This window comes from Klebsiella huaxiensis (genome assembly GCF_003261575.2).
GTDB classification, from domain to species: domain Bacteria; phylum Pseudomonadota; class Gammaproteobacteria; order Enterobacterales; family Enterobacteriaceae; genus Klebsiella; species Klebsiella huaxiensis.
The window spans coordinates 478002-498909 of record NZ_CP036175.1; the positions used below are offsets into that span (position 1 = coordinate 478002).

19 protein-coding genes are annotated in these 20908 nt (G+C 53.5%); 13 read left to right on the top strand and 6 right to left on the bottom strand.

The annotated features are described in order from the left end of the window. Positions 1–4 precede the first annotated feature (4 nt). Positions 5–2098: a 4-alpha-glucanotransferase gene (malQ, locus tag DA718_RS02175; RefSeq protein ID WP_112214782.1), complete on the top strand. Its 2094-nt coding sequence runs from the start codon at positions 5–7 to the stop codon at positions 2096–2098. A 67-nt stretch (positions 2099–2165) separates the two neighbouring features. On the opposite strand, the gene pckA is transcribed toward malQ, so the two are convergent. From pckA to DA718_RS02205, 5 genes are all read right to left on the bottom strand, one after another. Next, positions 2166–3788: a phosphoenolpyruvate carboxykinase (ATP) gene (pckA, locus tag DA718_RS02180; RefSeq protein WP_112214781.1), complete on the bottom strand. Its 1623-nt coding sequence runs from the start codon at positions 3786–3788 to the stop codon at positions 2166–2168. A gap of 358 nt (positions 3789–4146) precedes the next feature. Next, positions 4147–5031: an Hsp33 family molecular chaperone HslO gene (gene hslO / locus DA718_RS02190; protein WP_185928537.1), complete on the bottom strand. Its 885-nt coding sequence runs from the start codon at positions 5029–5031 to the stop codon at positions 4147–4149. A gap of 18 nt (positions 5032–5049) precedes the next feature. Beyond that, the gene (gene hslR / locus DA718_RS02195) at positions 5050–5451 is read right to left on the bottom strand and encodes a ribosome-associated heat shock protein Hsp15 (RefSeq protein ID WP_112214779.1); all 402 of its coding nucleotides are present in this window, start codon (positions 5449–5451) and stop codon (positions 5050–5052) included. After that, complete coding sequence (yrfG, locus tag DA718_RS02200) at positions 5448–6131, bottom strand: GMP/IMP nucleotidase (protein WP_112214778.1); 684 nt, start codon at positions 6129–6131, stop codon at positions 5448–5450. The genes hslR and yrfG overlap by 4 nt, the downstream gene beginning before the upstream one ends. 61 nt (positions 6132–6192) lie before the next feature. Next, on the bottom strand, positions 6193–8322 hold the full coding sequence (locus DA718_RS02205) for an intracellular growth attenuator family protein (protein WP_112214777.1): 2130 nt from the start codon (positions 8320–8322) through the stop codon (positions 6193–6195). Positions 8323–8652: 330 nt separating this feature from the next. Between DA718_RS02205 and nudE the strand changes: the two genes are divergently transcribed. Beyond that, entirely contained in the window at positions 8653–9213 is a 561-nt protein-coding gene (nudE, locus tag DA718_RS02210; protein ID WP_110275067.1) for an ADP compounds hydrolase NudE, read from the top strand. 55 nt (positions 9214–9268) lie between these two features. Here nudE and mrcA read toward each other — a convergent pair whose 3' ends face one another. Beyond that, positions 9269–11827, bottom strand: coding sequence for a peptidoglycan glycosyltransferase/peptidoglycan DD-transpeptidase MrcA (gene mrcA, locus DA718_RS02215; protein ID WP_112214776.1), 2559 nt, complete (start codon positions 11825–11827; stop codon positions 9269–9271). Between the two features lie 117 nt (positions 11828–11944). Here mrcA and DA718_RS02220 point away from each other — a divergent pair, with 117 nt between their 5' ends. From DA718_RS02220 to gph, 11 genes are all read left to right on the top strand, one after another. Then, entirely contained in the window at positions 11945–12730 is a 786-nt protein-coding gene (locus DA718_RS02220) for a type IV pilus biogenesis protein PilM (protein WP_112214775.1), read from the top strand. A gap of 2 nt (positions 12731–12732) precedes the next feature. Beyond that, positions 12733–13272: a PilN domain-containing protein gene (locus tag DA718_RS02225; protein ID WP_112214774.1), complete on the top strand. Its 540-nt coding sequence runs from the start codon at positions 12733–12735 to the stop codon at positions 13270–13272. After that, on the top strand, positions 13256–13681 hold the full coding sequence (locus DA718_RS02230; RefSeq protein ID WP_112214773.1) for a HofO family protein: 426 nt from the start codon (positions 13256–13258) through the stop codon (positions 13679–13681). Before DA718_RS02225 ends, DA718_RS02230 begins: the two co-directional genes overlap by 17 nt. Next, entirely contained in the window at positions 13671–14078 is a 408-nt protein-coding gene (locus DA718_RS02235) for a HofP DNA utilization family protein (protein WP_112214772.1), read from the top strand. Before DA718_RS02230 ends, DA718_RS02235 begins: the two co-directional genes overlap by 11 nt. Further along, complete coding sequence (gene hofQ, locus DA718_RS02240; RefSeq protein WP_112214771.1) at positions 13987–15228, top strand: DNA uptake porin HofQ; 1242 nt, start codon at positions 13987–13989, stop codon at positions 15226–15228. The genes DA718_RS02235 and hofQ overlap by 92 nt, the downstream gene beginning before the upstream one ends. Positions 15229–15498: 270 nt before the next feature. Then, complete coding sequence (gene aroK, locus DA718_RS02250) at positions 15499–16020, top strand: shikimate kinase AroK (RefSeq protein ID WP_004106441.1); 522 nt, start codon at positions 15499–15501, stop codon at positions 16018–16020. Positions 16021–16074: 54 nt separating this feature from the next. Then, entirely contained in the window at positions 16075–17169 is a 1095-nt protein-coding gene (gene aroB / locus DA718_RS02255) for a 3-dehydroquinate synthase (RefSeq protein WP_112214770.1), read from the top strand. 84 nt (positions 17170–17253) lie between these two features. Then, positions 17254–18564, top strand: a complete 1311-nt coding sequence (gene damX, locus DA718_RS02260; RefSeq protein WP_112214769.1) for a cell division protein DamX — start codon at positions 17254–17256, stop codon at positions 18562–18564. Between the two features lie 78 nt (positions 18565–18642). Continuing rightward, complete coding sequence (gene dam, locus DA718_RS02265; RefSeq protein WP_112214768.1) at positions 18643–19470, top strand: adenine-specific DNA-methyltransferase; 828 nt, start codon at positions 18643–18645, stop codon at positions 19468–19470. Positions 19471–19487: 17 nt separating this feature from the next. Beyond that, the gene (gene rpe, locus DA718_RS02270) at positions 19488–20165 is read left to right on the top strand and encodes a ribulose-phosphate 3-epimerase (protein ID WP_110274962.1); all 678 of its coding nucleotides are present in this window, start codon (positions 19488–19490) and stop codon (positions 20163–20165) included. Continuing rightward, positions 20158–20907 carry a phosphoglycolate phosphatase gene (gene gph / locus DA718_RS02275; RefSeq protein ID WP_112214767.1) on the top strand — a complete coding sequence of 250 codons (750 nt, stop codon included), beginning with the start codon at positions 20158–20160 and terminating at the stop codon, positions 20905–20907. Before rpe ends, gph begins: the two co-directional genes overlap by 8 nt. Position 20908: the final 1 nt, after the last annotated feature.

Below are 20908 nucleotides of genomic sequence, written 5' to 3' on the forward strand. Positions count from 1 at the left end.
GCCTATGGAGACTAAACGCCTTGATAACGCTGCCCTGGCGGCGGGAATCAGCCCAAGCTATATCAACGCCCATGGTAAGCCGCAGTCGATCGCGGCAACCACCAAGCAGCGCCTGCTTGATGCGATGCATCGTACAACAATCGCCACGAAGGTGGCGGTTAATCCACTTCCTGTGGTGCAGGTGTTTACCCACGGCAAAAAGATGTCTTTGCCGGTGGCAGGTCAGGGTGAGTTCCACTGGATCCTCACTACTGAAGATGGCAAACAGTATCAAGGCCAGGTACGCGGCGGTGAAACGCTGCCGCTGCCAGCAAGGCTGCCGGAAGGGTATCACACGCTGACGCTGACTCAGGACGGCGATCGCTGGCACTGCCGGGCTATCGTCGCACCCGTGCGCTGCTACGAGCCGCAGGCGCTGAAGGATGGCAAGAAGCTGTGGGGTACCTGCGTGCAGCTTTATACGCTGCGCTCGGAGAAAAACTGGGGAATTGGTGATTTCGGTGATTTACGCGTTATGTTACCGGAAATCGCCCGTCGCGGCGGTTCGTTTATCGGCCTCAACCCGATTCACGCGCTCTATCCGGCTAACCCGGAAAGCGCCAGCCCGTACAGCCCCTCTTCACGCCGCTGGCTCAATGTTATCTATATTGATGTTAATGCGGTAGACGATTTCCGTCAGAGCAAAGAGGCGCAGAAATGGTGGCAATCACCGGCTACGCAGCGGGCGTTACAGGCTGCGCGTGAGACCGATGACGTTGACTATAGCGCCGTGACCGCGTTGAAAATCACCGCGCTGCGCATGGCGTGGAAAGGTTTCTCCGCGCGCAATGATGAAGCAACAGCAGAGTTTCGTCAGTTTGTGACGCGTGAGGGCGAAAGTCTGTACTGGCAGGCGGCGTTTGACGCGCTTCATGCCTGGCAGGTTAAGCAGGATCCGATGCGCTGGGGCTGGCCCGCCTGGCCGAAGGCTTATCAGGATACCCATAGCCCGGAAGTGAAAGCGTTTTGCGCTGAGCATGCCGATGAGGTGAATTTTTACCTTTGGCTGCAGTGGCTGGCTTACACCCAGTTTGCCGAATGCTGGCATACCAGTCAAAACGATGCCATGCCAATTGGCCTGTATCGTGACCTGGCGGTTGGCGTTGCGGAAGGCGGGGCAGAAACCTGGTGTGACCGCGAGCTCTACTGCCTGAAAGCTTCCGTCGGCGCGCCGCCGGATATTTTGGGCCCGCTGGGGCAAAACTGGGGCCTGCCGCCGATGGATCCGCATATCATCGTGTCGCGCGCCTACGAGCCGTTTATCGAACTGCTGCGCGCTAATATGCAAAACTGCGGCGCGCTGCGCATCGATCACGTGATGTCGGTGCTGCGTCTGTGGTGGATCCCCTACGGTGAAACGGCTGACCACGGTGCCTACGTGCAATATCCGGTGGATGACCTGCTGTCGATTCTGGCGCTGGAGAGTAAGCGTCATCGCTGTATGGTGATCGGTGAAGATCTGGGTACCGTACCGGTTGAAATCGTCGGTAAGTTGCGTAAAAGCGGCGTCTACTCCTACAAAGTGCTCTATTTCGAAAATGACCACGAGAAAACTTTCCGTGCGCCGAAGGCGTATCCGGAGCAATCAATGGCTGTGGCAACGACGCATGACCTGCCAACGCTGCGCGGCTACTGGGAAAGCGGCGACCTGACCTTGGGTAAATCGTTGGGACTGTATCCGGATGAGGTGGTGTTACGCGGACTGTACCAGGATCGCGAGCTGGCAAAACAGGGGCTGCTGGATGCACTGCATCGCTACGGTTGCCTGCCAAAGCGTACCGGGCATAAAGCGTCGCTGATGGCGATGACGTCGACCCTCAATCGCGGGATGCAGCGCTATATTGCCGACAGCAACAGCGCGCTGTTGGGCCTGCAGCCGGAGGATTGGCTGGAGATGGCCGAGCCGGTCAATATTCCGGGCACCAGTACGGAATATCCAAACTGGCGTCGTAAGCTCTCTACCACGCTGGAAGCAATGTTTGCCGACGAGCAGGTGAATAAGCTGATTAAGGATCTGGATAAGCGGCGTAAGGCGGCAAGTAAGAAAAAGCCAGCCTGATAGCCATTCTAAGTGCATTAAAAAGCCGGGAAGTGATTCCCGGCTTTTCTGTTACTGATGAACCGTTTTAGCGTTTCGGCCCTGCGGCAACCAGCGCTGCGCCTGCTGGCGTATCGGTATACTTCTCAAAGTTCTCAACGAACAGCTTCGCTAACTGCTCGGCCTTCTCCTGCCACTGCTCTGGCGAACCGTAGGTATTGCGTGGGTCAAGGATATGAGTATCCACGCCCGGCAGCTCGGTTGGGATTTGCAGCTCAAACATCGGCAGAGTGAAGGTTTCGGCATCATCGAGCGAACCGTCGAGGATGGCGTCGATAATGGCGCGGGTATCTTTAATCGAGATACGTTTGCCGGTGCCGTTCCAGCCAGTGTTGACCAGATAGGCCTGCGCGCCAGAAGCCTGCATGCGCTTGACCAGCACTTCTGCATATTGCGTCGGGTGTAGCGACAGGAAAGCCGCGCCGAAGCAGGCGGAGAAGGTTGGCGTCGGCTCCGTCACACCACGCTCGGTACCGGCCAGTTTAGCGGTAAAGCCAGACAGGAAGTGGTACTGGGTTTGGTCGGCGGTCAGGCGAGAAACCGGCGGCAGTACACCGAACGCATCAGCGGTCAGGAAGATAACCTTGGTGGCATGGCCCGCTTTAGAGATCGGCTTAACAATGTTCTCGATATGGTTGATCGGATAAGAGACGCGGGTGTTTTCGGTCTTCGAACCGTCATTAAAATCGATCGTGCCGTCGGCCAGCACTACGACGTTCTCCAGCAGCGCATCACGGCGAATTGCATGGTAGATATCAGGCTCTGCGGCTTCGGAAAGCTTAATCGTCTTCGCGTAGCAGCCGCCTTCGAAGTTAAATACCCCGTCGTCATCCCAACCGTGTTCGTCATCGCCAATCAGGCGGCGTTTTGGGTCGGTAGAGAGAGTGGTTTTGCCGGTACCGGAAAGGCCGAAGAAGATAGCGACATCCTCTTTTTCCCCAACGTTGGCGGAGCAGTGCATGGAAGCGATGCCCTGTAACGGCAGTAGGTAGTTCATGATGGAGAACATCCCTTTTTTCATTTCGCCGCCGTACCAGGTCCCGCCAATCAGCTGAATGCGTTCGGTCAGATTGAAGGCGACGAAGTTTTCGGAGTTGAGTCCCTGCTCTTTCCACTGCGGGTTAGTGCATTTTGCACCGTTCATCACGATGAAATCGGGCTCGAAGGTCGCCAGTTCCTCATCGCTTGGGCGAATAAACATATTCTTCACGAAATGCGCCTGCCAGGCGACCTCGGTAATAAAGCGGACGCTCAGGCGAGTGTCAGCATTAGCGCCGCAGAAAGCGTCAACGATAAACAGACGCTTGTTGGAGAGCTGGCGGGTAACCAGTCCCTTCAGGTGCTGCCACGTTTCCTCAGAGAGCGGTTTGTTGTCGTTCTTGCCCTTGCCTTTGTCAGACCACCACACGGTATCGCGGGTGGTATCGTCACGAACAATATACTTATCTTTTGGAGAACGGCCGGTGAAAATACCGGTATCGACAGCGATAGCACCAAGATTGGTTAATATGCCTCGTTCATAACCTTCCAGATTGGGGGCTAGCTCTTCCTGATACAAAGTATCGTAGCTGGGGTTGTGGACGATATCCTGGACGTCATTGATACCATAAGCCTTGAGATCCTGCGGGGTTAAACCATTATTAACGCGCATGTCACTGCTCCTTAGCCAATATGTACTGCTTTAAATTGTAGGGGTTATTACGGGGTATAGACCGCGACCAGGCTCATAGATTTACGTATCTCGACAAACGGCATACTTACGAAAAACGTTGTGACTCCTGTCACGAAGCGTGGGGGATTATCTCAGGAAATAGGGCTTTGGTGGGGGGAGATGTTTCTTAATGGTTAAAAAGTAATTAAAAAAACTATTGAAATGTGAATGTAATCGCTTACCTGAAATAAAATTACGTAATACTTTCAGGGGGAATCGATTCATCTCGCAGATAAAAAAACTTGACGCCAGGAGCGGCGGAGGAAAACCTCGACCAAACCCCTGGCGAGATGAACGATTAGTGGATCTGCGGATCGGCCGGTGAGGCGTTATTGCGGATCTCGGCAATATCCATCGCATTGAAGACATAATGACTACCGCAATAATCGCAGTGCATGTCGATTTCTCCTTCATCGGCCAGAATACTATCGATCTCTTCATCAGGCAGCGTTTTCAGCGCACCAGCGCAGCGTTCACGAGAGCAGGTACATTTAAACTCGACGTTCTGCGGCTCGTAAACGGTGACTTCTTCTTCATGGTACAGGCGCCAGAGCACATCGTTTGCTGGCAGAGTAAACAACTCTTCAGCTTTGATGGTTTCGGTTAGCGTGCTCAGGTGTTCGAAATCAGCCGCCTGCGCGTCTTGTGCGGGCAGAACCTGCAGCAGCATGCCGCCAGCCATCGGTTTGCCTTCGTGTTCGCCGCTACGAATGATCAGTCGAGTTGGCAATTGCTCAGAGCGCTGGAAGTAATCTTCCAGGCAAGCCGCTAGCGTATCGCCTTCCAGACCGACTACGCCCTGATAGCGCTCGCCTTCGTCTGGAGAGATAGTAATGACCAGATATCCGTTACCCACCATCGTCTTCAGGTCGGCCCCTTCCGGGATCTCGCCCTGCATGCGAGCCACGCCGCGCATCTGCTGTTGGTTGTTGCCGTTAATCACTGCCAGCGATAGTGGACCATCGCCCTGCAGTTGAACGGTAATATCACCGGCAAACTTCAGCGTGGCGGTCAGCAGGCTGGTCGCAACCAGCAGTTCTGCCAGCACGGTTTTAACCGGCTGCGGGTAGCTATGGTTTGTCAGAATCTGTTCTAAAGTTTCTGAAACTGTTACCAGCTCACCGCGCACGGCATAGTTTTCAAACAGATAGCGATGTAATTGATCGTGTTGAGTCATAATAATCTCTCTTGCTGGCCACAGTTATTCACTATCGCCGTGTTTAAATCTCATCAGGTCGCGGCGTTCTTTCTTATCCGGACGTCTGTCGGGATGCGGCATGGTTAGCGCGTTCATTTTCCGCGCCAGCGCCATTTTCTCGCGTTTCTCGATGCTCGCAGCCGTCTCTTCATAGAGTGCGACGGCTTCGCTGGCAGGTCTGCGCTGTTCGGTAATGCCTTTTACCACGATGATACGTTCGTCATTGCCCTGGCGTAGCGTCAGGGAGGCGTTCAGCTCGACAACTTTTCCCGGTTTACTGCGCTGGCCGTTGTAGTGCACCTTGCCGCCTTCGATCATCTCGCGCGCCAAGGCGCGGGTTTTATAAATGCGGGCTGCCCAAAGCCATTTGTCCAGCCTGACGGCTTCGACGGGTTTTTCTTTCATGGCCTCTCCTGCGGGGTCAGTGAGGGAATCAGATGTCGGTAGTCATTTAGCCCTGGATGGCGAGCGTAGCTTTTTTCAGCCAGCCCGGAATCGGGGTTGGTTATGCCCAGGCAATAACGAATGCCAAACTCTTCGGCCGCATCCAGAATCGCCTCGTTGTCGTCAACAAAGAGCGTTTTGCGCGCGTTGAAGCCGGTTTCCTCAGCAACGGCACGCCACAACCGCTGATCTTCTTTCGGATAACCAAATGTGTGGGTGGAAAGTAATAAATCAAGGTGCGCATCCAGCCCGGTGTGCTTCAGCTTTACCGCCAGATTATGTGGATGGGCGTTAGTCAGCAAAATACGGCGTTTGCCGCTGGCTTTAAGCGCATCAAGGAACGGAACGGTATCATCACGCAGTGCGGCTCGTGGCCCCTGCTCGCTGGTCATCGCACAAATATCCAAACCCAGGCGCTCGCTCCAGTAGTCCAGGCAGTACCAGTTTAGCGTATGTTGCACAGCGTGATATTCCTGGTACATCGCCTCTCTGGCTTCCTGCAGGTTGAGGCCTTGCGTCGCCCCCCAGGTTTCCGGAACCAGTTTTTGCCAGAAATAGTTGTCGAAGGCGAGGTCGAGCAGCGTGCCGTCCATATCCAGCAGAACGGTATCAACCTCCTGCCAGGCGATATCAAAGTGCATGGTAAGTCTCCAACGAGGGGGGAATTGCGCGACAGGGTATCACACCGCGTCGCGCAGAGAATTAATCTTGCGGGTCTGGAGAGGAAAGTAGAACCGGATTCAGGCAGCTTTCGTAATACTTCTGGATCTCTTCCTGACGCTGACGGTGACGCTGGTAGCGACGAATTGCTTGGATACCGTGATACCCCATACAGCCCAGCATCACCAGCAGCAGTAGAGTTGTTCCCAGATAACGCCACAGACCGGTGCGGTCGGGAATACGGTGCAGGTTGATATGCTGCGTACCGTTGGCATCGGTATAAAGATTTGTGACGATTCCTTCCGCATGAAACGATGTATGCATCAGCATTCCCGCCAGTCGCTGCAGTTCGTTCCACTGTTGGTGAGCGGGGTAATCGTATAGTCCGGTCGTCGGCCATGGCTGATTCACCAGGTCGCTGCCTTCATCGCTGGCAATTAAAAAACCACCAGGGGCCGGACTGTTTAGCGCCTGGGCCGCACGTGACGTTTCACGGCTGACAAACGGCGCGGTGGAGGTGGTGACCAGATTCTCCAGTGATTCTGCGCTTACCGGGCGTAGCAGCACGTTGACGCCATCCAGCTTGCCCGTATTGGCGCGTTTGGTCAGAGTTTCCCAGTTGCGCGTGTTGCCGAGGTTAACCAGCGCATTTTTCAGGCGAACGCAGTCGTCTTTTGCTGAACACAGGTCACTTGTTTTTATGACGATATCGCCAAAGTCGTCGAGCAGTACCATCCCGGATTTCTGAATAGCGGAACGCAGCGCCGGGCTAACGCGAGATTCATCATTCGACTCGGGATGGAGCTGGCGTTGAACGGTTTGCATCAGTGCGCTGGCCTTACTGACGATGTCGGATTCCGGCAGCGGCAGGGGAGGCGCATCATTCCAGATGATTTGCGAACAGTCGAAGGGCATAAACGGCGAGTTCTCTTTTGCCGTCCAGGTTCCTGGCGTGTGGATATTACACATGCCGGTTCCTTTCAGGCGCAGCGTATCGCCGATGCGGACCTGCGACTTATCCAGTTGGGCAACCGTTGTGGCTTCGATAGTTTGCGCACCTTTCAGCCACGACAGGGTGAACTTAAAGGGCATATTCAGCGGCACGCTTGCCCACAGCATCACTACCACCAGCAGCGCTCCTGCGGCAATAATCGCACTACGTAGCCAGTACTGAAGCGGGAAGTTTTTAACTTCATCATGCAGCGACAGGAAACGCCCCTGGCGAACGACGTGACGGCTGAGGTAGATGTCTACATCCGTTTGTTGGCCGAGATCCTGCGTAATCCACGGTTGCCAGTGGCGCGGATAGATCAGGTCGATAATACCGAGGGAGATATTGTTGATATGTTCCTGGTTATTTTCGCCAAATAATCCCCAGCGCTTGGGCATGCCGCGCAGGCAGTGAATTTCTCGTAGCGACATTTTGCGCGGCGGAGCGTAGATACCCCAGACACCAGCGAGTAGCAGCAGTAAACCACCGCCTAATAGCCACGGGGAAAACACATCGGGGCTTATCAGGCTGCAATAAAACAGCAGGAAAGCTGCAACGATCAGAACGGCTTCACGAAGGCCGTCGGGGCGGCTGAGCGCATGTTCTTCCGATGTTTCCGGACGAATGCTTAGCAGTTCAATTTGCTCGCTCTCTTCCCCACGAATCGATGCCTGGGTTGCGGAGGTGCGTTCGAGAGCAAACCCGAGAGATTCTTGCGGATAGTCGCTTAGCGTTTGGCCATTAAGGGCAATGACCAGGGGCAGGCTATCGGTTGGAATTAATTCAACGCTGTTTTCATCATTGATATGTTGTTCCCAGAACGGAGGAAGATGAATTTCCACTGAATCAAGGAAGTAGCGCCATTTATTCAGGTCGTCAGTGTTGATGCCATAGCGAGTAATTGCGCGAGTAACGGTAAAAACGGTGTCACTCTGTTCGTTCAACGCGATATTTACCGGTGCAATACTGGCACCTGAGGCTGGCAATTGCTGATTGCGGCTGAGGCCTTCGAGGTATTTTTCTACGGCGCTGTGCTCTTCATCAGAAAGCTTGCGCGTCGCGGCGTCACTGAAGGCATGCAACAGAGGAAGGCGGCGGCGTCTGGCATGCGATCGATACCACCAGCCTATAAGCAACGCGCAGATTAGCAGAGCTGTCAAAAAAATCAGAAAGGTGCCCATGCCCATCCCATCATAGTTATTCTTTTCTTACTGGTATCGTTGGTTGCCATTCACACTTAAGTAAACCAGGTGTACGCAATCGGCATCTGTCATGTAAAAACGGGAAAAATCATTGTGTAGCACAGCAGCATACAACCTTATCAAAAACGTTAAAATCCAGGAATCGGTAAATTCTCAAATACCATTCAACCTATTGACTTTTTGGTCTTTGTATCAATTACATCTAAAACTATAAAGTTGCAACTATGTAAATTAGTGGCGAATTGAATTGCCGAAACCGTGCTGCGTGTCGCACAATGACCTCTGTAATCACAGCATAGACCGATGACAATGAGCAAATCATTACAAAAACCCACCATTCTCAATGTTGAAACGGTAGCGCGTTCGCGACTTTTTAACGTTGAAAGCGTGGACCTTGAGTTCAGCAACGGCGTTCGCCGGGTGTATGAACGGATGCGGCCCTCTACTCGTGAAGCCGTGATGATTGTGCCGATTGTCGATGACCATATTATATTGATTCGCGAGTACGCTGTTGGGACCGAGTCCTATGAATTAGGCTTTTCGAAAGGCCTGATTGACCCGGGTGAAAGCGTGCTCGAGGCTGCCAACCGTGAGCTGAAAGAAGAGGTCGGTTTTGGCGCGCAAAAGCTGACGTTTTTGAAAAAGTTGAGCATGGCCCCATCTTATTTCTCCAGCAAGATGAATATTCTGGTGGCGGAAGACCTTTATCCGGAATCACTACCGGGCGATGAGCCAGAGCCGCTACCGCAGGTTCGCTGGCCGCTATCGCAGCTAATGGCGCTGCTTGATGAAGAGGACTTTCATGAGGCTCGTAACGTCAGTGCGCTGTTCCTGTTGCGCGAATGGTTGCAGGAGCAGGGCCGACTGTAGCCAGTCGCGAAATAAAGTATTAAGCAAAGAAAAAGCGCCCGCAGGCGCTTTTTTGTCAGAACAGTTCGTGGGTTTCGCCGCCGCCATCGGTGATGGTGGTGCCGACTTCATGAACCGCCTGCTGGGTGGGCTGGGTGCCTTCGATAAAGTACTCAGCGCGGCTGTTACCTCCGCTGGCCAACTGGCCGGTGCTGCGGTCGATATTCACCGTGATGATGCCCGGCGGCGGCGTTAACGGCTCCTCCGGTACGCCTTCCAGAACCTTTTTCATAAAATCATCCCAGGCCGGCTGGGCGCTTTTGGCTCCACCCTCGTAGCCAGAAATCTGATCTTTGATTGCGCCTGAGGCGGTTGTACGACCCAGATCGCGGCGGTGGTCATCAAAGCCAATCCATACCGACGTCACCACGCCAGGGCCATAGCCGGAGAACCACGCATCTTTCGAGCTGTTGGTGGTCCCTGTCTTACCGCCGATATCGTGACGTTGCAGGTCGCGACCCGCACGCCAGCCGGTGCCCATCCAGCCGGGTTCGCCGAAAATATTGGTGTTAAGGGCGCTCTTGATCAGGAAGGCCAACGGCGTATTGATCACGTGCGGCGCATACTCAGGAGCGCCACTCTGCGCGACCAGTGACTGGTTGGCCTGCTCAAGCTGTGGCTGCGGCGGAACGCTGGCGTTTTGCGGTTCCTGAGAGGTGGCAACGTCCTCGACGTCTTTATTTTCCAGCACGTCTGATTTTGGTGTATCACCGTAAATCACTGGCGAATTGCACTGCGGGCAGGCAATTTTCGGTCGTTCTTCGAAAATGACGCCGCCCTGATCGTTCTCAATTTTACTGATGAAATACGGGCTAACCAGGAAACCTCCGTTCGCCATCACCGAATAACCGCGAGCGACCTGTAACGGTGTGAAAGACGCTGAACCCAGCGCCAGTGATTCGGTTCGCACGATGTTCTGTGCCGGGAAGCCGAAGCGCTGGAGGTACTCTGCGGCGTAGTCCACGCCCATGGCACGCATGGCGCGAACCATGACGACGTTCTTCGATTGACCCAGCCCCTGGCGTAAACGGATAGGACCAGCATATTGCGGAGGTGAGTTTTTCGGCCGCCAGTCAGAGCCAGAACCCGCATCCCAACGGGAAATAGGCACATCATTAAGCATGCTCGCCAGCGTTAAGCCTTTATCCATCGCTGCAGTATAGAGGAACGGCTTAATGTTAGAACCGACCTGGCGTAAGGCCTGAGTCGCACGGTTGAACTTACTTTGGTTGAAATCAAAACCACCGACCAGCGCAATAATCGCGCCGTTTTGCGGGTTGATGGATACCAGCGCCGAGTTCACATCCGGTACCTGAGACAGCCACCAGTCGCTGCCAACCTGGCGGACCCAAATTTGTTGCCCGGTTTGCAGGACATCGGTCACTTTGCGCGGTGTAGCGCCTTGCTGAGTATCAGAAACAAACCGACGCGCCCAGCGAACCCCTGACATATTCAGCGATACCGATGTTCCGTTGCTCAACAGAGCAACGGCCTCCTGCGGATTTGCCGAAGTGATTACCGCCGGGGAGAGAGGGCCAGAGCCCGGTATCTTTTTCAGCGCAGCAATGATTTTCTGGTTATCCCATGGCGTTTCACCCACTTTCCACAATACGCTGGCCGGGCCGCGATAGCCGTGGCGCATATCGTAATCCAGAACGTTGTTACGTACCGCCTGTTGGGCAGACTGCTGGTTTTTCCGGGTGATGGTGGTGTAGACACGATAACCATCTTCATAAGCCAGTTCGCCGTAGCGATTGACCATTTCCTGACGCACCATTTCGCTGAGGTAGGGGGCTGAGAAGGCGATTTCCGGCGCATGATAGCGTGCGTCGATAGCCTGGCTGCGCGCCTGATCGTACTGCGACTGCGTGATGTAGCCTTCACTCAGCATACGCGACAGAACGACGTTACGGCGGGCGGTGGCGCGGTCCATGGAGTAGAGCGGGTTAAAGGTTGAAGGAGCTTTCGGCAAACCCGCAATCACTGCCATCTCGCTCAGAGTGAGCTGATCGACGGATTTACCAAAATAAACCTGCGCGGCTGCGCCGACGCCATAGGCGCGGTAGCCGAGATAGATTTTATTCAGGTACAGCTCAAGAATTTCGTCTTTATTGAGCAACTGTTCGATGCGGATTGCGAGAAAGACCTCTTTGACCTTACGTATCAGCGTCTTTTCTGGACTCAGGAAGAAGTTACGCGCCAGTTGCTGAGTGATGGTGCTGGCACCCTGTGAGGCGTGACCGGAGAACATGGCGACGCTGGCGGCGCGGAAAATACCGACCGGATCAACGCCATGATGCTCATAAAATCGGCTGTCTTCAGTGGCGATAAACGCTTTTATTAGCTCAGGTGGTATTTGCTGCAAGGTGACAGGGATACGGCGTTTCTCGCCATATTGCGCAATCAGCTCGCCATCCGCACTGTAAACCTGCATCGGGATTTGCAGACGCACATCCTTCAGGGTAGCGACGTCAGGAAGCTGCGGCTCTATATATTTATAGAGACCAAAAATCGAGCCTGCTCCCAGCAGTACGCAACAGACTGCAAGGATGAAAAGATACTTTACGAACTTCACCGGAGATTTCTCATTTAGTTTTAATTGGGCAGTTTATAAACAAACGCGCAGTAGTATAAAGGCAAGCCTGGTGCATTGATATAGCGAACCATATTGGCGGATAAGGAGATCGTAGGCATGGCTTTTAGAAACTGGCGCATAGGAATGCATATTCAGCAGGACCGTATTGCCATCGTAGCGCTGTTGTTTGAACGCTCCCGCTGGGCACTGCGGCGCTGGTGGATTATTCCCCTGACGCCCGGCACCGTGCGTCAGGGAGTGGTTGTCGACGTTGAGGCGCTGGCCCGACAGTTGCAAAGCTGGCGGCGCGAGCTGCCAATGCAGCATCAGGTTTGTATTGCGCTCCCGGCGGCGCGCACGTTGCAAAAGCGTTTGCCGCGTCCTCAGGTCTCGTTAAGAGAAAGCGAACAGGCAACATGGATCAGCAGCGCGATGGCGCAGCAGTTGGAAATGCCAGCTTCCTCATTATGTGTTGATTATTCGGCTACCGGAACGGGTGATGGCTGGCAGGTAACGGCGGCGCAGCGCTTAGACGTTGACGCGCTGCGTCGCCTTGCGGAGCGACTCAAGTTAAGAGTCGCCGGAATTGTTCCGGATGCCAGCGTACTCAGCGCCTTTTTTCCCTGGCTACCGGCTGAAACTCATGGACTGGCATGGCGAGATGAATCGACCTGGCTGTGGGCTACCGCAGATAACTGGGGATGGAATTTATGCAGCGAAACCCCTTCTTTTCCCCGGCTGGTTTCACAGGTTAACGCCGGTGAGTTTCGCCTCTGTACTTCCGAATCGTTCGACGGGCAAAGCTTTGATGCCTGGAGCGTAATACATCGTCTGCAGCCTCCGCTTCCGCCCTGTGGCGATAGCTTTACGGTTGCGCTGGGCCTTGCGTTGGGTGCGCGTTAACGATGAGCCAGATTGTTAACTTTCTTCCCTGGCGTGAAACCCGTCGACGGCAGCGTCTGCGTTCGGGAGGGTTATTACTCGTCGGGTTCCTGCTTGTTCTGCTTATGGCGTGGTTCGCATCACGAATGAACAGCCGGGTCAGTCACTCGCTTGAGGCGGAGAGAGCGAGTGCCGAAAGCCAGCTTTATAACGCGTTCCAGCAGCGTGAGCGTGTTATGCGTCAACGATTACAGCAGTACAAACGGCTCCGTCAGCGCCAGCAGCGCCGAGAGATAACCGCAGCATGGCAGCCAAGATTGCTGGAGGTCGCTGCCCGCTTACCGGAGCAGGCCTGGCTCACCCGTCTGGAATATCGACAAAATGCGCTCACGCTTGGCGGGCTGACGTTAAACCTGAAAGCATTAACAACCCTGGAAAAAGCGCTGGAAGGCATTAGCGGCTTTCATCCGGCCAAAGCGGGTGAAACCCATCGAGATAGCGAAGGGCGCTGGTTGTTTAGCTTTTCTATGGCGGGAGAGCGCACAGATGCGGGTGAACACTGAGAGCTGGCTAACGGACGGCAAAATTCTGTTAGTGCTGTCCATCGTTTTAGCTCTCATCGTAGGGGCTTTTATGTGGCTACAAACCTCGCCGCCAAAAATACACTCTGGCGGCTCGCTGCGAATACAAGAACAATGGCGAAAACTGTTGCCGCTACAGGCTGCGCTAAACAGTACCAGAACGGACGAAGCGAAAACCGAAACCTTTACGCCGCTTGATCTGCCAGTCGTCGGAGCGGTACTTGTATCCTGGCGGCCAGTTGGGCGGGGTGGTGAGATGCTGCTGGAGGTTAACTGGCAATCGGTACCCGCGCTATTTTCCTGGCTGGCACGTTGCGGGATGCAGGCTACGGCATTTTCACTGCACCCGGAAAAGCAGACCCTGCAGCTGGAGGCGCAAGATGCAGAGTAAGTGGTGGAGTTTACTTTTGCTGCCGCTCTCGCTGATGGCTGGAGGACGCGATCCATTCCAGCCTGCGGTTGATGGCTGTCGAACGGCACAATTGAGCCAATGGCGCTACGGTGGAGCTATCAGCGATCCGCAATTGCATATTGGCATTTTGCAGGACAGCGCCGGGAAGTGGCGTCGAGTAAGAGTGGATGAAACGTTGCCGACAAACTGGCGAATCACGCTCCTGACGGCGCAGAGAATTGAAATAACTACGGGACCAGGATGTGAACCCGCCCAGTGGGCCTGGCAGCGTGAAGGAATAAAAAATGATGCGATGGATAAGCCTGCTGTTTCTGCTGTTGCCACTGATGGTAATGGCGGCAAAAAAAGATCAACCCGTGTCGCTGGTCGTCGATGACGCACCGGTAGCTCAAGTATTACAAACTCTGGCGGAACTTAAACAGAAAAACCTGGTAGTGGCACCGGGCGTCAGCGGTACGGTATCGCTACATCTAAAAAATGTCCCCTGGCAACAAGCGCTGCGTTCCGTAATCGATAGTGCCGGGCTGACGTTAACCCAACAAGGTACGGTGCTGTATGTTCACACCCTTGCCTGGCAAAATGCGCGACAGGTGCAGCTTGAAGCGGAAAGAGATAAACGTTTACAGAATCTCCCTCTACAGGATCACAGTGTGGCCTTGCGTTATGCTGATGCGGGGGATCTCGCTAAAGCCGGAGAGAAATTGCTGAGCGCTCGCGGACATCTCACCGTCGATAAACGAACCAATCGTCTGCTAATTCGTGATGATGTCCAGCATATCCCTGTCTTGAAAGCATGGGCGCTGGAGATGGACTTGCCTGTCGGTCAGGTAGAGCTGGCGGCGCATATTGTCTCAATGAGCGAAACCAGCCTGCGCGAGCTGGGGGTGAAGTGGAACCTGGCCGAAGCCAGCAGTCCGCCAGGATCGGGTAAATTCACCACCTTAAGCAGCAACCTGGCGGTCGGCGATGTCAGTACGCGAGTGGGATTTAATATCGGGCGTATTAACGGGCGGCTATTAGAACTGGAGCTTTCCGCTCTTGAGAAAAAGCAGCAGGTACAAATTATCGCCAGTCCACGACTGCTGGCTTCACATATGCAGCCCGCTAGCATCAAACAGGGGAGCGAGATTCCTTATCAGGTTTCTAGTGGTGAAAGCGGTGCAACTTCCGTTGAGTTTAAAGAGGCAGTGTTGGGGATGGAGGTTACGCCGACGGTGCTACAGCAAAATCGGGTGCGTTTAAAACTCAGAATTAGCGAAAACACGCCAGGACAAATTCTTAAACAGGAAAATGGCGAAGCGCTGGCTATCGATAAACAGGAAATTGAAACGCAGGTCGAAGTGAAAAGCGGTGAGACCCTGGCCTTGGGAGGAATTTTTTCGCAAAAAAATAAATCTTCTCGCGATGGTATTCCCCTACTTAGCGACATCCCATGGCTTGGGCAATTATTTCGCCGTGACGGCAAAGATAACGAACGACGTGAACTGGTTGTCTTCATTACTCCACGTATACTGGCAGTGAATTAAGCGGTTTTTTCATGCTAAACACATTTCAGGTGTTTGACGTGAGGACGGATTTAGCATACAAGGGGTACCGATTTGAGAGTCGGGTACGACATCAATCCTCCCTTATATTGTCCGGTGATTTATTCTGTTGCCAAACCAGCCGGAGTATTGAGATAATTTTCAGTCTGACTCTCGCTCTATTGCATATGAGGTTTCAGTTCATGTCCTGCTGCGTTGGATCTTTGCGAAGCGGGTTTATCATTAACGAATAGTCTTAGTAGTACCAAAAAAATGGCAGAGAAACGCAATATCTTTCTGGTTGGGCCTATGGGTGCCGGCAAAAGCACTATTGGGCGCCAGTTAGCCCAACAGCTCAACATGGAATTTTACGATTCTGATCAAGAAATTGAGAAACGCACTGGCGCTGATGTGGGTTGGGTCTTTGATGTAGAAGGCGAAGACGGCTTCCGCGATCGTGAAGAAAAAATCATCAATGAGTTGACGGAAAAACAGGGAATTGTGCTGGCGACTGGCGGCGGCTCTGTAAAATCCCGTGAAACGCGTAACCGTCTCTCCGCCCGCGGCGTGGTGGTCTACCTGGAAACAACTATCGAAAAGCAGCTTGCCCGTACACAGCGCGATAAAAAGCGTCCTTTATTACAAGTTGATGCGCCGCCTCGCGAAGTTCTTGAAGCGTTGGCAGATGAACGCAATCCGCTGTATGAAGAGATTGCTGATGTCACTATCCGCACCGACGATCAAAGCGCAAAAGTGGTAGCAAACCAGATTATTCATATGCTGGAAAGCAACTGATTCTGGCTTAATAAAGTGCGTCAGAGTAAAAGCAACTGAGGTGGACGTCGCGTTATGGAGAGGCTTACTGTAACCCTCGGGGAACGTAGTTACCCGATTACCATCGCGGCTGGTTTGTTTAACGATCCAGCTTCCTTCCAGCCACTGCAATCAGGCGACCAGGTTATGCTGGTCACCAATGAAACGCTGGCGCCGCTTTATCTGGATACCGTTCGTTCCGTACTGGAGCAAGCGGGAGTAAAAGTCGACAGCGTGATTCTTCCCGACGGTGAGCAGTATAAAAGCCTGGCGGTGATGGATACTGTTTTTACCGCTCTGTTGCAAAAACCACACGGCCGCGACACGACGTTAGTGGCGCTCGGCGGTGGGGTGATCGGTGATTTAACTGGATTTGCCGCGGCCAGCTATCAGCGTGGCGTGCGATTTATCCAGGTCCCTACTACGCTGTTGTCGCAGGTTGATTCCTCCGTTGGCGGCAAAACGGCTGTAAACCATCCTCTCGGTAAAAATATGATTGGCGCCTTCTGGCAGCCAGTTTCTGTCGTTGTCGATCTCAACTGTCTCAAGACACTACCGACGCGCGAACTGTCCTCCGGTCTGGCTGAAGTCATAAAGTACGGCATTATCCTCGATGGCGAATTCTTCGATTGGCTGGAAAACAACATTGATGCGCTGATGGCGCTGGATGAAAAAGCGATGGCGTACTGTATCCGTCGTTGTTGTGAGCTGAAAGCTGAAGTAGTCGCGGCCGACGAGCGCGAAACCGGGTTACGTGCTTTACTCAATCTTGGACATACTTTTGGTCATGCGATCGAAGCTGAAATGGGCTACGGTAACTGGCTGCATGGTGAAGCTGTGGCTGCCGGTATGGTGATGGCGGCGCATGTGTCCGAGCGTTTAGGGCAGTTCAGCGCACAGGATACGCAGCGAGTTATTCGCTTGTTGCAGCGTGCTGGTTTACCGGTGCATGGGCCGCTGGAGATGGCGGCAGACGCCTATTTGCCTCACATGATGCGTGATAAAAAGGTACTGGCTGGCGAGATGCGGCTGGTGCTACCGCTCGCAATAGGGAAAAGCGAGATACGTGGCGGAGTGCCGCATGATGTTGTTCTTGACGCAATTGCTGATACCCAGCAGGCGCAACAATAAGAAGGTCTGGCCGCGTTCGCGCGGCGTTATCATTTCAGGTGACATGCAATAGTCGTGAGCATAAGCCTTTTAGTGGGGTGTTAAATGGATGAATTAAAACCAGAAGACGATATGAAAGCCGATCGCAACGATCGTCGTGCTGGTCGTTCCCGTCAGTCTTCTGAGCGCGATGCCGATCCGCAAATCAATTTTGATGATGTCGATCTTGATGATGCTGACGATGGTCGCCCGACGCGCGGTAGCAAAGCACGCCGTGAGCGCGATGAAGAACAATATGAAGAACAATATGAAGATGACGTAGAGTCTGACGAAGACGATGCCGAAGAGCGTCAGGTTGAACGTCGTCCGCGTAAACGTAAGAAGGCGCCGGCCAAACCTGCTTCCCGTCAGTACATCATGATGGGTGTAGGGATCCTCGTCCTTCTCCTGCTGATTGTTGGCGTCGGATCTGCGCTGAAATCACCTTCCTCTTCATCTGGTGAGCAAACGGCTTCCGGTGAGAAGAGCGTTAGCTTATCCGGCGATCAGGATAATAATGCCCAGCCGACAGCTCAGGATTCATCAGCGACGAATAATTCACAGCCGCAGGATGTCTCTTTGCCGCCAATTGCCTCTAACCCGACTCAGGGTCAAGCAGCTGCTGAGCCGCAGGGACAGCAACGTGTTGAAGTTCAGGGTGACCTGAACAATGCGCTGACTCAGCAGCAGGGCCAGATTGATAGTGCCGTGGCGAATTCCACTCTGCCAACTGAACCAGCTACCGTTGCTCCGCTTCGTAATGGTGCTGCCCCGCGCCAGGCGACAACGGAACGTCAGACGGCGGCGACACCCACACCGCGTCCAGCTGAGCGTAAGCATACGGTTATCGAACCAAAACCGCAGGCCACCGCGAAAACGACTGCCGAGCCTAAACCGACTCCAGTCCAGCCGAAGCGTGTAGAAAGCGTTGCGACTACGGCTCCGGCGAAAGCGACACCAGCTCAGCCGACGAAACCTGTTGCAACTGCACAGACTAAACCGGCGCAGTCAACGGCTACTACTACCACGCCTGCCGCGACTGCTACGGCAACCGCAGCTCCGGCAGCGACTGCTGCTGCGAGTAAAAGCACTGGTGATGTTGGCTCTATGAAGTCCGCGCCATCTGGGCACTACACGTTGCAGCTCAGCAGCTCCTCTAACTACAACAACCTCAACAGTTGGGCGAAGAAAGAGAAGTTGGAAAAATATGTTGTCTATGAGACTACGCGTAACGGCCAACCCTGGTATGTTCTGGTGAGCGGTATTTATGCTTCGAAAGATGAAGCTAAACGCGCTGTTGCGACTCTGCCGGCAGATGTACAGGCGAAAAACCCGTGGGCAAAACCGCTGCATCAGGTCCAGTCTGACCTGAAATAATGCTGCTGTGTAGTCTGAAGCGCTGGATGCTGTCGGAGCTTTCTCCACAGCCGGAGAATGTGTAATTAGTTAGGCAGCATGAAAAAGAATCGCGCTTTTCTGAAATGGGCAGGGGGGAAATACCCCCTGCTTGATGATATTAAAAAGCATTTGCCGCAGGGCGATTGCTTGATTGAGCCCTTTGTGGGCGCCGGGTCGGTATTTCTTAATACCGACTTTTCTCGTTATATCCTTGCTGATATCAATAGTGATTTGATTAGTCTGTATAACATAGTCAAACTGCAAACCGATGAGTACGTTACGGCGGCGCGTGAGATGTTCACGCCAGAAAATAACGCCGCTGAACGTTACTACCAGTTCCGTGATGAGTTCAACCAAAGCCAGGAACCGCTGCGTCGCGCGGTGCTGTTCCTTTATCTGAACCGTCATGGCTACAATGGTCTGTGTCGTTACAACCTGCGCGGTGAGTTTAACGTGCCGTTTGGCCGCTATAAAAAGCCCTACTTTCCAGAGGCCGAGTTGCACCACTTCGCTGAGAAAGCACAGCATGCAGAGTTTCATTGTGAATCTTATGAAGACTGTATGAAGCGAGCTGATAACAGCTCTGTTGTTTATTGCGATCCACCCTATGCGCCGCTGTCGTCAACGGCGAATTTTACGGCCTATCATACGAATAGCTTTAGCCAGGAACAGCAGGAGTTGCTGGCAAAAAAGGCGGAATCGCTGGTGAAAAAGCGTATTCCTGTGCTTATCTCAAACCATCGCACGCCGCTCACTCAGGAGTGGTATAAAAATGCCGCTGAGATGCATATTGTGAAGGTTCGACGCAGCATCAGCAGTAACGGTGGTACACGTAAGAAGGTGGACGAGCTTCTGGCTCTGTACCGTCCGCCCAAGACCAAATAAATTTCAAGGAGATGCGGATGAAGCAGTATTTGATTGCCCCTTCGATTCTGTCGGCTGATTTTGCCCGTTTGGGTGAAGATACCGCCAACGTGTTGGCCGCAGGTGCAGATGTTGTGCACTTTGACGTAATGGACAACCACTATGTGCCGAATCTGACCATCGGTCCAATGGTACTGAAATCGCTGCGAAATTACGGTATCACCGCGCCGATTGATGTGCATTTGATGGTCAAGCCTGTTGACCGCATCATCCCTGATTTTGCTGCTGCGGGCGCTAGCATCATTACTTTCCACCCGGAAGCTTCTGAGCACGTCGATCGTACTTTACAACTCATCAAAGAGAATGGCTGTAAAGCTGGACTGGTGTTTAACCCTGCCACGTCCCTGAGCTATCTCGATTACGTAATGGATAAACTGGACGTCATTCTGCTGATGTCGGTGAACCCAGGCTTTGGCGGCCAGTCTTTTATACCGCACACCCTTGATAAACTGCGTGAAGTCCGTCGTCGCATTGATGAATCTGGCTACGATATTCGTCTTGAAGTTGATGGCGGCGTGAAAGTGAACAATATTGCTGAGATTGCCGCGGCCGGTGCGGATATGTTTGTTGCCGGGTCGGCGATTTTCGATCAGCCGGACTATAAAAAAGTGGTTGATCAAATGCGCAGCGAATTAGCGAAGGTTAGCCATGGATAAGTTGCAAACCATTCGCGGCGTAGCGTTTGACCTTGACGGCACGCTGGTGGACAGCGCGCCGGGTCTGACTGCTGCCGTCGATAACGCACTTTATGCCCTGGAGCTGCCGATGGCCGGGGAAGCACGTGTCATCACCTGGATTGGCAACGGAGCTGATGTTCTGATGGAGCGTGCTCTGACCTGGGCTCGCCAGGAACGCGCAACGCTGCGCGCCTCGCAGGGCAAACCTTCTGTTGATCATGACGATATCCCCCAGGCTGAGCAGTTGACGGTTTTGCGTAAGCTGTTCGATCGCTACTATGCAGAAGTGGCCGAAGAGGGGAGCTTTTTGTTCCCGGCGGTTGCCGATACGCTCGGCGCGCTGCACGCAAAGGGCCTGCCGTTAGCGCTGGTAACCAACAAGCCAACGCCGTTTGTCGCGCCTATTCTGGATGCGCTGGACATCGGCAAATATTTTACCGTCGTGATTGGCGGTGATGATGTAAAAAACAAGAAACCACACCCGGATCCGCTGCTTCTGGTCGCGAAAAAACTGGGGCTGACGCCTGCTGAGCTGCTGTTCGTTGGTGACTCACGCAATGATATCCAGGCTGCGAAAGCCGCAGGCTGCTACTCAATCGGTCTGACATATGGCTACAACTATGGCGAGTCCATTTCGCTGAGTGAGCCGGATTATATCTTTGACCAATTTAATGAACTCTTGCCCGCTTTCGGGCTACCGTACAGTGAAACTCAGGAATAGA